Annotated in this window: 13 protein-coding genes; all 13 read left to right on the forward strand. The window is 59.0% G+C overall.

Annotated elements, in window-relative coordinates; all coding sequences use genetic code 11:
• Window positions 1-13: 13 nt before the first annotated feature.
• Window positions 14-883, forward strand: a complete 870-nt coding sequence (atpB, locus tag ACW9IN_RS08665; protein ID WP_457365487.1) for a F0F1 ATP synthase subunit A — start codon at window positions 14-16, stop codon at window positions 881-883.
• A 133-nt stretch (window positions 884-1,016) separates the two neighbouring features.
• Complete coding sequence (gene atpE / locus ACW9IN_RS08670; RefSeq protein ID WP_002555987.1) at window positions 1,017-1,274, forward strand: F0F1 ATP synthase subunit C; 258 nt, start codon at window positions 1,017-1,019, stop codon at window positions 1,272-1,274.
• Between the two features lie 57 nt (window positions 1,275-1,331).
• On the forward strand, window positions 1,332-1,802 hold the full coding sequence (locus tag ACW9IN_RS08675; RefSeq protein ID WP_457365488.1) for a F0F1 ATP synthase subunit B: 471 nt from the start codon (window positions 1,332-1,334) through the stop codon (window positions 1,800-1,802).
• A 12-nt stretch (window positions 1,803-1,814) separates the two neighbouring features.
• Window positions 1,815-2,351: a F0F1 ATP synthase subunit delta gene (locus ACW9IN_RS08680; RefSeq protein ID WP_457365489.1), complete on the forward strand. Its 537-nt coding sequence runs from the start codon at window positions 1,815-1,817 to the stop codon at window positions 2,349-2,351.
• 21 nt (window positions 2,352-2,372) lie between these two features.
• The gene (gene atpA, locus ACW9IN_RS08685; protein ID WP_101273699.1) at window positions 2,373-3,917 is read left to right on the forward strand and encodes a F0F1 ATP synthase subunit alpha; all 1,545 of its coding nucleotides are present in this window, start codon (window positions 2,373-2,375) and stop codon (window positions 3,915-3,917) included.
• 50 nt (window positions 3,918-3,967) lie between these two features.
• On the forward strand, window positions 3,968-4,828 hold the full coding sequence (atpG, locus tag ACW9IN_RS08690) for a F0F1 ATP synthase subunit gamma (RefSeq protein WP_457365490.1): 861 nt from the start codon (window positions 3,968-3,970) through the stop codon (window positions 4,826-4,828).
• A 27-nt stretch (window positions 4,829-4,855) separates the two neighbouring features.
• A complete protein-coding gene (gene atpD / locus ACW9IN_RS08695; protein ID WP_457365491.1) occupies window positions 4,856-6,232 on the forward strand; it encodes a F0F1 ATP synthase subunit beta in 1,377 nt (458 codons plus the stop codon).
• A gap of 44 nt (window positions 6,233-6,276) precedes the next feature.
• Window positions 6,277-6,693, forward strand: coding sequence for a F0F1 ATP synthase subunit epsilon (locus ACW9IN_RS08700; RefSeq protein WP_457365492.1), 417 nt, complete (start codon window positions 6,277-6,279; stop codon window positions 6,691-6,693).
• A gap of 122 nt (window positions 6,694-6,815) precedes the next feature.
• The gene (glmU, locus tag ACW9IN_RS08705; RefSeq protein WP_457365493.1) at window positions 6,816-8,183 is read left to right on the forward strand and encodes a bifunctional UDP-N-acetylglucosamine diphosphorylase/glucosamine-1-phosphate N-acetyltransferase GlmU; all 1,368 of its coding nucleotides are present in this window, start codon (window positions 6,816-6,818) and stop codon (window positions 8,181-8,183) included.
• A gap of 229 nt (window positions 8,184-8,412) precedes the next feature.
• Window positions 8,413-9,180, forward strand: a complete 768-nt coding sequence (locus tag ACW9IN_RS08710) for a DeoR/GlpR family DNA-binding transcription regulator (protein WP_457365494.1) — start codon at window positions 8,413-8,415, stop codon at window positions 9,178-9,180.
• 10 nt (window positions 9,181-9,190) lie between these two features.
• Entirely contained in the window at window positions 9,191-11,023 is a 1,833-nt protein-coding gene (gene glmS / locus ACW9IN_RS08715) for a glutamine--fructose-6-phosphate transaminase (isomerizing) (protein WP_457365495.1), read from the forward strand.
• A 162-nt stretch (window positions 11,024-11,185) separates the two neighbouring features.
• Complete coding sequence (locus tag ACW9IN_RS08720; protein ID WP_457365496.1) at window positions 11,186-12,727, forward strand: AMP-binding protein; 1,542 nt, start codon at window positions 11,186-11,188, stop codon at window positions 12,725-12,727.
• A gap of 116 nt (window positions 12,728-12,843) precedes the next feature.
• On the forward strand, window positions 12,844-14,049 hold the full coding sequence (locus ACW9IN_RS08725) for a Fic family protein (protein ID WP_457365497.1): 1,206 nt from the start codon (window positions 12,844-12,846) through the stop codon (window positions 14,047-14,049).
• Window positions 14,050-14,131 lie beyond the last annotated feature (82 nt).

Here is a 14,131-nt window from a genome sequence, read left to right on the forward strand (position 1 = left end):
GTTTGAGGCAACCATGGCAGAAACAACCGCTTCGGGCTATATCCAGCACCACTTGCAGAACCTGACCTTCGGTCAGCTACCCAATGGCGGCTGGGGCTTTGCCCACTCCGCAGCAGAGGCCAAAGAAATGGGCTTCTGGGCATTCCACCTGGATACTCTGGGCTGGTCTGTCGCACTGGGCCTGATCTTCGTCTTCCTTTTCCGCCTGGCGGCAAAGAAGGCCACCTCCGGTCAACCGGGTGCCCTGCAGAACTTCGTTGAAGTACTGGTCGAATTCGTCGATGGCAGCGTGAAAGACAGCTTCCATGGCCGTAGCCCGGTGATTGCGCCGCTGGCACTGACCATCTTCGTCTGGGTGTTCCTGATGAACGCCGTCGACCTGATCCCGGTCGACTGGATTCCTCAGCTGGCCATCCTGATCTCCGGCGATCACCACATTCCTTTCCGTGCGGTTTCCACCACGGACCCTAACGCCACCCTGGGCATGGCCCTGTCGGTGTTCGCGTTGATCATTTTCTACAGCATCAAGGTCAAGGGCATCGGCGGCTTCATCGGCGAACTGACCCTGCACCCGTTCGGCAGCAAGAACATCTTCGTTCAAGCCCTGCTGATCCCGGTGAACTTCCTGCTGGAGTTCGTGACCCTCGTTGCAAAGCCTATCTCCCTGGCCCTGCGACTGTTCGGCAACATGTATGCCGGCGAACTGGTGTTCATTCTGATCGCTGTGATGTTCGGCAGCGGTCTGCTCTGGCTTAGCGGCCTGGGCGTTGTCCTGCAGTGGGCGTGGGCTGTGTTCCACATCCTGATCATCACCCTGCAGGCCTTCATCTTCATGATGCTGACCATTGTCTACCTGTCGATGGCGCACGAAGAGAACCATTAAGACCAGTCTCGACTAGTCTGATGTCCTTCCCGGTGAAACGGGAAGGTGGCCCTTCAGGGCTATGAAACGATTTGTTTTACCGCTTTAAAATCTAAAAAACCTAAACCATACGACGTAAAAGTCGGGAGGAAAGATGGAAACTGTAGTTGGTCTAACCGCTATCGCTGTTGCACTGTTGATCGGCCTGGGTGCTCTGGGTACTGCCATTGGTTTCGGCCTGCTGGGCGGCAAGTTCCTGGAAGGCGCTGCGCGTCAGCCAGAAATGGTTCCAATGCTGCAAGTTAAAATGTTCATCGTCGCCGGCCTGCTCGACGCCGTGACCATGATCGGCGTTGGTATCGCTCTGTTCTTCACCTTCGCGAACCCCTTCGTTGGTCAACTCGCTGGCTAATCACTCGAATTTTCGAGTTGATTGGTGTGATGGACAACGAACGAGCGAGGTGTTGGCGTGAACATTAATGCAACCCTGATCGGCCAGTCCGTTGCGTTCTTAATCTTTGTACTGTTTTGCATGAAGTTCGTATGGCCTCCGGTCATCACTGCCTTGCACGAACGTCAGAAGAAGATCGCGGACGGATTGGACGCTGCCAACCGTGCAGCTCGCGACCTGGAACTGGCCCAAGAGAAAGCGGGTCAGCAACTGCGCGAAGCGAAAGCTCAGGCGGCTGAAATCATCGAGCAGGCCAAGAAACGCGGTAACCAGATCGTCGAAGAGGCCGTTGAAAAAGCCCGTGTCGACGCTGACCGTGTGAAGGTCCAGGCTCAAGCCGAGATCGAACAGGAACTCAACAGTGTCAAAGACGCGCTGCGTGCCCAAGTGGGCTTGCTGGCAGTCGGCGGCGCCGAGAAGATCCTGGGTGCCACAATCGATCAAAACGCGCACGCAGAGCTGGTTAACAAACTGGCTGCTGAAATTTAAGCGAGGGCGATCATGGCAGAACTGACCACGTTGGCCCGACCTTACGCTAAGGCGGCCTTCGAGCACGCTCAGGCCCACCAGCAACTGGCCAATTGGTCAGCCATGCTCGGCCTGGCTGCAGCGGTGTCACAAGATGACACCATGCAGCGCGTGCTCAAGGCCCCGCGACTGACGAGCGCAGACAAGGCCGCCACGTTTATTGACGTGTGCGGCGACAAGTTCGATGCCAAGGCACAGAATTTCATCCACGTCGTTGCTGAAAACGACCGTCTCCTGCTGTTGCCGGAGATCGCCGCTCTGTTCGACCTGTACAAGGCCGAGCAAGAGAAATCGGTAGATGTGGAAGTCACCAGTGCATTTGCATTGAACCAAGAACAGCAAGACAAACTCGCCAAGGTTCTCAGTGCACGACTCAACCGGGAAGTGCGCCTGCAAGCTACGGAGGACGCATCCCTGATTGGTGGTGTTGTTATCCGTGCCGGCGACCTGGTTATCGATGGCTCGATTCGCGGCAAAATCGCGAAACTTGCCGAAGCATTGAAATCTTGAGTTTGAAGGGGCAGCAGAGCAATGCAGCAACTCAATCCTTCCGAAATTAGTGAAATTATCAAGGGCCGCATCGACAAGCTCGATGTGACCTCCCAAGCCCGTAACGAAGGCACCGTCGTCAGCGTGTCTGACGGTATCGTGCGGATTCACGGTCTGGCCGACGTAATGTACGGCGAAATGATCGAGTTTCCGGGCGGCGTCTACGGTATGGCCCTCAACCTGGAGCAAGACTCCGTAGGTGCCGTTGTACTGGGCTCCTACCAGTCTCTGGCTGAAGGCATGAGCGCCAAGTGCACCGGCCGCATCCTGGAAGTTCCTGTTGGTAAGGAACTGCTGGGTCGCGTAGTCGACGCACTGGGTAACCCTGTAGACGGCAAAGGTCCACTGGGCAACACCGAGACCGACGCGGTCGAGAAAGTTGCTCCGGGCGTGATCTGGCGTAAGTCGGTAGACCAGCCTGTACAGACTGGCTACAAGGCTGTCGATGCCATGATCCCTGTCGGCCGTGGCCAGCGTGAGCTGATCATCGGTGACCGTCAGATCGGTAAAACCGCTCTGGCGATCGACGCGATCATCAACCAGAAGAACAGCGGCATTTTCTGCGTCTACGTAGCTATCGGTCAGAAGCAATCGACCATCGCCAACGTGGTTCGCAAGCTGGAAGAAAACGGCGCCCTGGCCAACACGATCATCGTGGCTGCCAGTGCTTCGGAATCGCCTGCGCTGCAATTCCTGGCACCGTACTCCGGTTGCACCATGGGTGAATTCTTCCGCGACCGCGGTGAAGACGCGCTGATCGTTTATGACGATCTGTCCAAGCAAGCAGTGGCTTACCGCCAGATTTCCCTGCTGCTGCGCCGTCCACCAGGCCGTGAAGCTTACCCAGGCGACGTGTTCTATCTCCACTCCCGTCTGTTGGAGCGCGCATCCCGCGTTTCGGAAGAGTACGTAGAGAAGTTCACCAACGGCGCAGTGACCGGCAAAACCGGTTCCCTGACCGCACTGCCGATCATCGAAACCCAGGCTGGCGACGTTTCCGCGTTCGTTCCGACCAACGTGATTTCCATCACCGACGGTCAGATCTTCCTGGAATCGGCCATGTTCAACTCGGGCATCCGCCCAGCAGTGAACGCCGGTGTTTCGGTATCCCGTGTGGGTGGTGCCGCTCAGACCAAGATCATCAAGAAGCTGTCCGGTGGTATCCGTACCGCTCTGGCTCAGTACCGTGAACTGGCGGCATTCGCCCAGTTCGCTTCTGACCTGGACGAAGCGACCCGTAAGCAACTTGAGCATGGTCAGCGCGTTACCGAGCTGATGAAGCAGAAGCAATACGCCCCGATGTCGATCGCTGACATGGCGTTGTCGCTGTATGCCGCTGAGCGTGGGTTCCTGACCGACGTTGAAATCGCCAAGGTCGGCAGCTTTGAACAAGCGCTGATTGCTTACTTCAACCGCGATCACGCCGAACTGATGGCGAAGATCAACGTGAAGGGTGACTTCAATGACGATATCGACGCTGGCATGAAAGCCGGTATCGAGAAGTTCAAGGCCACCCAAACCTGGTAAGCCGCAGCGGGAGCCGCAAGGTTCCCGCTTGCTAACCTGATAGGTGTTACATGGCAGGCGCAAAAGAGATTCGCAGTAAGATTGCGAGCATCAAAAGCACGCAAAAAATTACCAGCGCCATGGAAAAAGTGGCGGTCAGCAAAATGCGCAAGGCACAAATGCGCATGGCTGCTAGCCGTCCTTATGCGGAGCGTATCCGCCAGGTAATTGGGCATTTGGCTAACGCCAACCCGGAATACCGCCACCCGTTCATGATCGACCGCGAAGTGAAGCGCGTTGGTTATGTGGTTGTGAGCAGTGACCGTGGTTTGTGCGGTGGTCTGAATACCAACCTGTTCAAGGCCCTGGTCAAGGACATGGCGGTAAACCGCGAAAAAGGCGTCGAGATCGATCTGTGTGTGATTGGTAGCAAGGGTGCGGCCTTCTTCCGCAACTTCGGCGGTAACGTCGTTGCAGCTATCAGCCACCTGGGTGAAGAACCGTCGATCAATGATTTGATCGGCAGCGTCAAGGTGATGCTGGATGCGTACCTGGAAGGCCGGATCGACCGCCTGTCCGTGGTATCCAACAAGTTCATCAACACCATGACCCAGCAACCTACCGTGGAACAGTTGGTTCCATTGGTTGCGACCCCGGATCAGGAACTCAAGCACCACTGGGACTACCTCTACGAACCGGACGCCAAAGAGCTGCTTGACGGCTTGATGGTGCGCTACGTGGAGTCGCAGGTGTACCAGGCGGTGGTCGAGAACAACGCAGCTGAACAAGCGGCGCGGATGATCGCAATGAAGAACGCTACCGACAACGCCGGTGATCTGATCAGCGATTTGCAGCTGATCTACAACAAGGCGCGTCAGGCTGCGATCACCCAAGAGATCTCGGAAATCGTCGGCGGCGCTGCCGCGGTTTAACGGTTCAAATATTCAGAGGATCCAGCTATGAGTAGCGGACGTATCGTTCAAATCATCGGCGCCGTTATCGACGTGGAATTTCCACGCGACAGCGTACCGAGCATCTACAACGCGCTGAAAGTACAAGGCGCGGAAACCACTCTGGAAGTTCAGCAGCAGCTGGGCGACGGCGTGGTGCGTACCATTGCGATGGGTTCGACCGAAGGCTTGAAGCGCGGTCTGGACGTTATCGACACCAACGCAGCCATCTCCGTACCGGTCGGTAAAGCGACCCTGGGCCGGATCATGGACGTGCTGGGCAACCCGATTGACGAAGCTGGCCCGATCGAGACCGAAGAGCGTTGGGGTATCCACCGCGCTGCGCCATCGTTCGCTGACCAGGCAGGCGGCAACGACCTGCTGGAAACCGGCATCAAGGTTATCGACCTGGTTTGCCCGTTCGCCAAGGGCGGTAAAGTCGGTCTGTTCGGTGGTGCCGGTGTAGGCAAGACCGTAAACATGATGGAACTGATCCGTAACATCGCCATCGAGCACAGCGGTTATTCCGTGTTCGCCGGTGTGGGTGAGCGTACTCGTGAGGGTAACGACTTCTACCACGAGATGAAGGATTCCAACGTACTGGACAAGGTTGCTCTGGTATACGGCCAAATGAACGAGCCACCAGGAAACCGTCTGCGCGTAGCGCTGACCGGCCTGACCATGGCCGAGAAGTTCCGTGACGAAGGTAACGACGTTCTGCTGTTCGTCGACAACATCTATCGTTACACCCTGGCCGGTACCGAAGTATCCGCACTGCTGGGCCGTATGCCTTCGGCAGTAGGTTACCAGCCGACCCTGGCTGAAGAGATGGGCGTTCTGCAAGAACGTATCACTTCGACCAAGGAAGGTTCGATCACCTCGATCCAGGCCGTATACGTACCTGCGGACGACTTGACCGACCCGTCGCCAGCGACCACCTTCGCCCACTTGGACGCCACCGTCGTTCTGTCCCGTGACATCGCTTCCCTGGGTATCTACCCAGCGGTAGACCCACTGGACTCGACTTCCCGTCAGCTGGACCCGAACGTGATCGGCAACGAGCACTACGAAACCGCTCGCGGCGTTCAGTACGTGCTGCAGCGCTACAAAGAGCTGAAGGACATCATTGCGATCCTGGGTATGGACGAGCTGTCGGAAACCGACAAGCAGTTGGTAGCCCGTGCTCGTAAGATCCAGCGCTTCTTGTCGCAGCCGTTCTTCGTGGCTGAAGTCTTCACCGGTGCTTCGGGTAAATACGTTTCCCTGAAAGACACCATTGCTGGCTTCAAAGGCATCCTCAACGGTGACTACGACCACCTGCCAGAACAAGCGTTCTACATGGTCGGCGGCATCGAAGAAGCGATCGAGAAAGCCAAAAAACTGTAATCCAGGCGCCCGGAAACGGGCGCTCATCAGGTTGAGGCAATCAGATGGCTATGACAGTCCATTGCGATATCGTCAGCGCGGAAGGGGAAATCTTCTCCGGTCTGGTCGAGTTTGTAACAGCGCACGGCGACCTCGGTGATCTCGGTATCGCCTTCGGTCACGCCCCGCTGATCACCAGCTTGAAGCCAGGTCCGATCACGCTGACCAAGCAGGGCGGGGAAAAGGAGGTGTTCTACATCTCTGGCGGTTTCCTCGAAGTTCAGCCGAACATGGTCAAGGTTCTTGCCGACACCGTGCAACGTGCTGGCGACCTGGATGAAGCCTCCGCTCAGGAAGCCGTCAAGGCTGCCGAGAAGGCCCTGCACGAAAAAGGTGCGGACTTCGACTACAGCGCTGCTGCTGTACGTCTGGCCGAGGCTGCAGCTCAGCTGCGCACGCTCCAGCAGATCCGCAAGAAGTAAGCGGCCAAGCCGTCGTACGTCATGCGCGATTGATTAAAAAGGGTAGCCTCGGCTACCCTTTTTTCTTTTTGCAAAACACTTCTCTGGTCTGAATCCGGACCGCCCAGGATTGGTAGCCATTCATGTCTCTCGAAATCGTAATTCTTGCCGCCGGCCAAGGCACCCGCATGCGTTCTGCCCTGCCAAAGGTCCTGCACCCGGTGGCTGGCAACTCCATGCTGGGCCATGTTATCCACAGCGCCCGGCAACTGGCACCCGAGCGTATCCATGTGGTGATCGGTCACGGCGCCGATGCTGTGCGTGAGCGCCTGGCCGCGGATGACCTGAATTTCGTATTGCAAGACAAGCAACTGGGTACCGGCCACGCCACTGCGCAAGCGGTGCCGTTCATCACGGCTGACACCGTGCTGATCCTGTATGGCGACGTGCCGCTGATCGAGGTGGACACCCTCCAGCGCCTGCTCAAGCATGTGGTGCCGGGCCAGATGGGCCTGCTCACCGTCGAGCTGGACGACCCCACCGGTTATGGACGCATCGTGCGCAACGCCGATGGCAAGGTTGCCGCCATCGTTGAGCACAAGGATGCCAGCGAAGCCCAGCGCGCCATCACCGAAGGCAATACCGGCATTCTTGCGGTGCCTGCCAACAAGCTTGGCGATTGGATGAGCCGCCTGTCCAATAACAACGCTCAGGGCGAGTACTACCTTACCGACGTCATCGAGATGGCCGTCAGTGATGGCCTGCTGGTCGCCACCGAGCAGCCCCACGACCCGATGGAAGTGCAGGGCGCCAACGACCGCAAGCAACTCGCCGAGCTGGAGCGTCACTACCAGCTGCGCGAAGGTCGCCGCCTGATGGCGCAAGGCGTGACCCTGCGTGACCCGGCACGCTTCGATGTACGCGGTGAAATCACCGTGGGCCGCGATGTACTGATCGACATCAACGTGATCCTCGAAGGCCGCGTCATCATCGAGGACGACGTAGTGATCGGCCCGAACTGTGTGATCAAGGACAGCACCCTGCGCAAAGGCGTAGTGGTCAAGGCCAACAGTCACCTGGACGGCGCGGTGATGGGCGAGGGCAGCGATGCCGGCCCGTTTGCGCGTCTGCGTCCGGGCACCGTAATGGAGGCCGGTGCCCATGTGGGTAACTTTGTCGAACTGAAAAACGCCCACCTGGGCGAGGGCGCCAAGGCCGGTCATTTGACTTACCTGGGGGATGCCGTGATTGGCGCACGTACCAACATCGGCGCGGGCACCATCACCTGCAACTACGATGGGGCCAACAAGCACCAGACCGTATTGGGCGAAGATGTGTTCATCGGCTCCAACAACTCGTTGGTCGCTCCGGTAAAAGTCGGGGATGGCGCCACCACGGCCGCCGGCTCGACCATCAACGTGGATGTGGATAACTTGCAGCTCGGCGTGGCCCGCGCCCGCCAGCGCAACATCGACGGCTGGAAGCGCCCGGTCAAAATCAAAAAGAGCTGAGTTATCCACAGCTCCATGGCCTCGTGCGGTTCCCTGTGGGAGCTGGCTTGCCTGCGATAGCGGTCTGACATCCAAGATGGATGTCGCCTGACACTCCGCTATCGCAGGTAAGCCGGCTCCCACATTTGGTTTGTGATGACCCAAAAAATTTGCTCGCCCCGCTTGACGATCTTTCGCCAATAGGTTTTGATTGCCTTCGTTATCTTTCGAAACGAAACTTATCATCACCATGTCGAAACGAAATACCCCCCAACGACGCCACAACATCCTGACCTTGCTCAATGAATTGGGCGAAGTCAGCGTGGACGACTTGGCCAAGCGTTTCGAAACTTCAGAGGTAACGATCCGCAAGGATCTGGCCGCCCTGGAGAGCAACGGCCTGTTGCTGCGTCGCTACGGCGGCGCCATCACCATGCCTCAGGAACTGGTAGGCGACGCCGCCCAGCCCATCTCGGTGTATAAGCGCGCCATCGCCCGGGCCGCCGTGATGCGCCTGCGCGAACATGCCCGCATCATCATCGACAGCGGCAGCACCACCGCCGCCATGATCCCGGAACTGGGCCACCAGCCCGGCCTGGTGGTGATGACCAACTCCCTGCACGTGGCCAGCGCCTTGAGCGAACTGGAGCACGAGCCGGTGCTGCTGATGACCGGCGGTACCTGGGACCCACATTCGGACTCGTTCCAGGGCCAGGTCGCCGAGCAAGTGCTGCGCTCTTACGACTTCGATCAACTGTTCATCGGTGCCGATGGCATCGACCTGGAGCGCGGCACCACCACCTTCAACGAATTGCTGGGCCTGAGCCGCGTCATGGCCGAGGTCGCGCGTGAAGTGGTGGTGATGGTCGAGTCTGACAAGATCGGCCGCAAGATTCCCAACCTGGAACTGCCCTGGAGCAGCGTCCATACCCTGATCACCGATGATCGCCTGCCGCTCGAGGCCCGCGACCAGATCCAAGCCCGCGGCATTACGCTGATATGCGCGGCAATCATCTAGGAGAAACACCATGTGTGGCATCGTAGGCGCAGTCGCTGAACGCAACATTACCCCTATCCTCCTCGAAGGCCTCAAGCGCCTGGAATACCGTGGCTATGACAGCGCCGGTGTGGCGGTTGTCACCAATGCGGGCAAGCTGGAGCGCATGCGTCGTCCAGGCAAGGTCAGCGAGCTGGAACAGGCCCTGGCCGGCGAGCCGCTGCTCGGACGCCTGGGCATCGCCCATACCCGTTGGGCCACCCACGGGGCGCCGTGCGAGCGCAACGCCCACCCGCATTTCTCCGGTGACCTGGCGGTGGTGCACAACGGCATCATCGAAAATCACGAGGTGCTGCGCGAACAGCTCAAGGCCCAAGGTTATGTGTTCACCTCGGATACCGACACCGAAGTCATCGCCCACCTGCTCAACCACAAGCTCAAGGACCTCGGCGACCTGACCGTGGCCCTCAAGGCCACCGTCAAGGAACTGCACGGCGCGTACGGCCTGGCCGTGGTCAGCGCCAGCCAACCCGACCGCGTGGTCGCCGCCCGCAGTGGCAGCCCATTGGTGATCGGCCTGGGCCTGGGTGAAAACTTCCTGGCGTCGGACCAGCTGGCCCTGCGCCAGGTCACCGACCGCTTCATGTACCTGGAAGAAGGCGATATTGCCGACATCCGCCGTGAAAGCGTGCAGATCTGGGACGTCAACGGCCAGGCCGTCGAGCGCGAAGCTGTGCAATACCGTGACGGCGCCGAAGCCGCCGACAAGGGCGAATATCGCCACTTCATGCTCAAGGAAATCCACGAGCAGCCAGCGGTAGTGCAACGCACCCTCGAAGGTCGCCTGAGCCAGAACCAGGTCTTGGTCAACGCATTTGGCCCGCAGGCGGCCGAGTTGTTCGCCAAGGTGCGCAATGTGCAGATCGTCGCCTGCGGCACCAGCTACCACGCCGGCATGGTTGCCCGTTACTGGCTGGAAGAACTGGCCGGCATCCCGTGCCAGGTCGAAGTGGCCAGCGAGTTCCGCTACCGCAAAGTGGTGGTGCAGCCCGACACCCTGTTCGTGACCATCTCCCAATCCGGCGAAACCGCCGACACCCTGGCCGCGCTGCGCAACGCCAAGGAGCTGGGCTTCCTCGCCAGCCTGGCCATCTGCAACGTCAGCATCAGCTCGCTGGTGCGTGAGTCCGACCTGACCCTGCTGACCCAGGCCGGTCGCGAAATCGGCGTGGCGTCCACCAAAGCCTTCACCACTCAATTGGTCAGCCTGTTGCTGCTCACCCTGGCCCTGGGCCAAGTGCGCGGCACCCTGGCCGCTGGCGTCGAAGCCACCCTGGTGGAAGAGCTCCGCCGTCTGCCAACCCGCCTGGGCGAAGCGCTGGCGATGGACAGCACCGTGGAAAAAGTCGCTGAACTGTTCGCCGACAAAAACCACACCCTGTTCCTCGGTCGTGGCGCGCAGTACCCGGTGGCGATGGAAGGGTCGCTCAAACTCAAAGAGATTTCGTACATCCACGCCGAAGCCTACCCGGCCGGCGAACTGAAACACGGCCCGCTGGCGCTGGTGGATGACGACATGCCCGTCGTCACCGTGGCGCCCAACAACGAACTGCTGGAAAAGCTCAAATCCAACCTGCAGGAAGTCCGCGCCCGTGGCGGCCAACTGGTGGTGTTCGCCGACGAAAAAGCCGGCATGACCAACGGCGAAGGCACCCACGTCATCAACATGCCGCACATCAACGACACCCTGTCGCCGATCCTCTACACCATCCCGCTGCAACTGCTGTCTTACTACGTCGCCGTGCTCAAGGGCACCGATGTCGACCAGCCGCGCAACCTGGCGAAGTCGGTGACGGTGGAATAAGGCGGTCAAGACGATGAGAAAAACCCCCGGCCCTCCGGGGGTTTTTCATATCCACCGCTTGATCGATAAACCAATTTTCACGAAATAAACCACCCGGCTCGGGTGTTCCCTTGGGGAGAGCGCGCCATGGCGCGCGTCGTTTCAGCCCCTTGGAAGATACCCATGCTGACCTGTTTTGAAACACTCGACCCGCTGGCCCCTACCCAAACGCCGCTGCAGGCGCTGTTGCGTCATGCCGCCGAACGGCCCAATGCCATTGCGCTGATTGCCGACGGTGATGTCTGGTCCTATCACCGCCTGGCCACTGAAGTGGTGCGGTTGAGCAACGGGCTCAAGCAGGCCGGTGTCGAGCCGGGCGATCGCATCGTGATGCTGGTGCGCACGTCGCCGGTGTACGCGGTGTTCCTGTTCGCCGCGATGATGAGCGGCGCGATCCTGGTACCGTTGAAAACCGAATTCACCGCTCGCGAGCTCAATGAGTTCCTGAGTTGGCTGCGACCGGCGTTGTTTATCCATGAGTCGGATTTGCAAGGCGTCGTTGCGCAGATGGATGCCGAAACACTCGCGTGCACGCGCACGTTTGTGTGTGCCGACGAGGCGCAACACAGCTGGCGTCAACTGCTGGGCGATACCCGTCGTGCACCCGTACCGGTGGATATCGACGCGGTCTTCCTGCTGCTCGCGACCTCCGGCACCACCGGCATGCCCAAGCTGGTGGCCTATAACCAGCGTGCCATTGCCCACGCTGTGGGTGCCCTGGAAATGTGGTCCATCAAGCCGGGTTCCTGCACCATCGGCAGCACGCCGGTGGCCCATGTGTCGGGTTCGCTGGTGTTGCTGGCGACGATTGTCCATGGTTGCCAGGAAGTGATGTTCAGTGGTTTTGATCCCGACGCCATCCTCGGTGCCATCGAGCAGGAAGGCGGTACCACGATGTTTGTCGCGCCGTTTATCTGCATGCCGTTGGTGGAGGCGCAGCGCAAGCGTGCGCGTGATCTCAGCTCAATGCGCGTGTGCGGTATCGGCGGCGACGCCTGCCGGCCCCACATTGCCGAAACCTTCCAGGAGACCTTCGGTTTCCCGCTGCACAATGCCTACGGTCTGACCGAATGCCTGGGCAGCATGGCGTTCGGCTCGGCCTGGGACACCATGAGCGCCGTGCCCGGGCGTGCCCGTCTCGTCGATGCCAACGGCGTCGAAGTCGCCCGCGGCGAAATCGGCGAGTTGCAGATGAGCGGCCCCAACCTCAGCCTCGGCTACTGGACCGGCCCCGGCGACATCATCAGCCACAGCCGTGATGGCTGGTTCGCCAGTGGCGACCTGATGCTGCAAGAACCCAATGGTGATTTCCGTTTTGTGGGGCGCAGCAAAGACCAGATCGTTTTCTTCACCGACAAGATCTCTCCGGTGGAAGTGGAGAACCAACTGGTTCTGCACCCCGCCGTGGCCGATGCCGCCGTGGCTGGCGCGCCGGACGGCGAAGCGGGGCAGCGCGTGGTGGCGCTGGTCCGCCTGAAAGACGAGGCCGCCGACACCACGGCGGACGACATCCTCGCCTGGCTGAGCACCCGTCTGGCCCCCTTCAAATGCCCGCAACGCATCGTGCTGAGTACGACTATTCCGCGTAATGCGCTGGGCAAGGTGGATAGGAATGAGGTGGTGAGAATGGTGCTGACGGATGAAAATTCTTACGCAAAAAAGTAGGAAAAAAAATCAGAAAAAATATCAGTGAAGAAAATCGCAAAGCGCTCTTTAAACACGACTAGTATTGGACCTTATGGAAAAACAGATCAGAAAATAAATCGGAAAAGGTCACGCAAATGGCACAGGCGTTTATTTCTGGAAATCACTGGCTTGAGCCTATTTGGCCTTCTCCGGGATTCCCCGCGTCAGTGGTGCGCACGGCGGAGTCCCTGGGGTTTCGCGCAGGTAAGCTGACGGGCCTGTTGCCCAAAGAGACGGCCAGCCGTATAGGCGGCTTGATGCGGATCACCAACAGCTATTACAGCAATCTGATCGAAGGCCAATTCACCGAGCCCGCAACGTTGTCAGCCCGTGTGCCGAGGCGTGATCCTAAAGAGTTGCGGGCTTTGGCGCAGAGCCATATCGGCGTGCAGCAGTTACTGGAACGAGCATTGCGGCGCCCCAAGTCTATCGACGCACCTTGGGATCTGTTCTTTGCGCCGGAACTGGTATCCGTTGTTCATCGCCGCTTGTTCGCGGGCGCAAGCGATGAAGATTTGCAACTGAGTGACGGGCGCTTGTTGGTTCCAGGCCAACTGCGGGATAACGCACAGCGCAATGTTCTAGTGGGCGACCATGCCGCGCCGGCGTGGGAGTCTGTTACTCCCATGCTGACCCGGCTTCAACAGGTCTATGGCAAACAGGCCGATCTGACCTCTCGCATTCTCGGGGCGCTGGCCTATCACCATCGCCTTGCGTTTGTGCATCCTTTTGAAGATGGCAATGGCCGCGTCGTGCGCATGATGACCCATTTGCAACTCATGCGGCTTGGGCTGGCTTCTCCGCTCTGGTCACTGTCCCGGGGGCTGGCACGCAAGCAAGACGAATATTACGGGCATCTGCGGGAGGCTGATCAACCGCGTCGAGGTGCTCTCGACGGTCGTGGCCAACTGACTCAGGCCGGTTTGATCGGCTTTGTGGAGTTCATGCTGCAGGTGTGCATTGACCAGATGGACTACATCGAGCGCAGTATGGACCTTGTAAACCTGCGGGGCCGGCTCGAAAGGATGATCGGGCTTGAGCCTCGATTCATTCAGGTTGGAGTCAAGCAGGAGACAGCCAAGGCAATTCATATCCTGCTGACTCAGGGCGAGGTCTCGCGAGCCGACTTCAAGATTTTCTCAGGTCTTCATGATCGCGTCGCGAGTGAACAGCTCAGAAAATTGATTGAGTTGGGGGTAGTCGAAGTGCCCTCTGCAAAGTCGCGTTCAATTTTTCCGGGGTTACCGGTCTGGTTCGCCGAGCTTGTATTTCCTGATCTGCACCGACGTTTTTGGGCGTAGGCCACGCTCTTCTCGTTTCTGTGCACTAAGTCCGAGTGTCACGTGCTGTTTTACCCCTAAAATGCGTCCCTGTGGATAACTC

The organism is Pseudomonas sp. SDO5271_S396 (assembly GCF_054071795.1).

Bases quoted from the DNA above. Each gene is read 5' to 3' on its own strand.
- atpB (WP_457365487.1), top strand. From the start codon at position 14: ATGGCAGAAACAACCGCTTCGGGCTATATCCAGCACCACTTGCAGAAC.
- atpE (WP_002555987.1), top strand. From the start codon at position 1,017: ATGGAAACTGTAGTTGGTCTAACCGCTATCGCTGTTGCACTGTTGATC.
- ACW9IN_RS08680 (WP_457365489.1), top strand. From the start codon at position 1,815: ATGGCAGAACTGACCACGTTGGCCCGACCTTACGCTAAGGCGGCCTTC.
- atpA (WP_101273699.1), top strand. From the start codon at position 2,373: ATGCAGCAACTCAATCCTTCCGAAATTAGTGAAATTATCAAGGGCCGC.
- atpG (WP_457365490.1), top strand. From the start codon at position 3,968: ATGGCAGGCGCAAAAGAGATTCGCAGTAAGATTGCGAGCATCAAAAGC.
- atpD (WP_457365491.1), top strand. From the start codon at position 4,856: ATGAGTAGCGGACGTATCGTTCAAATCATCGGCGCCGTTATCGACGTG.
- ACW9IN_RS08700 (WP_457365492.1), top strand. From the start codon at position 6,277: ATGGCTATGACAGTCCATTGCGATATCGTCAGCGCGGAAGGGGAAATC.
- glmU (WP_457365493.1), top strand. From the start codon at position 6,816: ATGTCTCTCGAAATCGTAATTCTTGCCGCCGGCCAAGGCACCCGCATG.
- ACW9IN_RS08710 (WP_457365494.1), top strand. From the start codon at position 8,413: ATGTCGAAACGAAATACCCCCCAACGACGCCACAACATCCTGACCTTG.
- glmS (WP_457365495.1), top strand. From the start codon at position 9,191: ATGTGTGGCATCGTAGGCGCAGTCGCTGAACGCAACATTACCCCTATC.
- ACW9IN_RS08720 (WP_457365496.1), top strand. From the start codon at position 11,186: ATGCTGACCTGTTTTGAAACACTCGACCCGCTGGCCCCTACCCAAACG.
- ACW9IN_RS08725 (WP_457365497.1), top strand. From the start codon at position 12,844: ATGGCACAGGCGTTTATTTCTGGAAATCACTGGCTTGAGCCTATTTGG.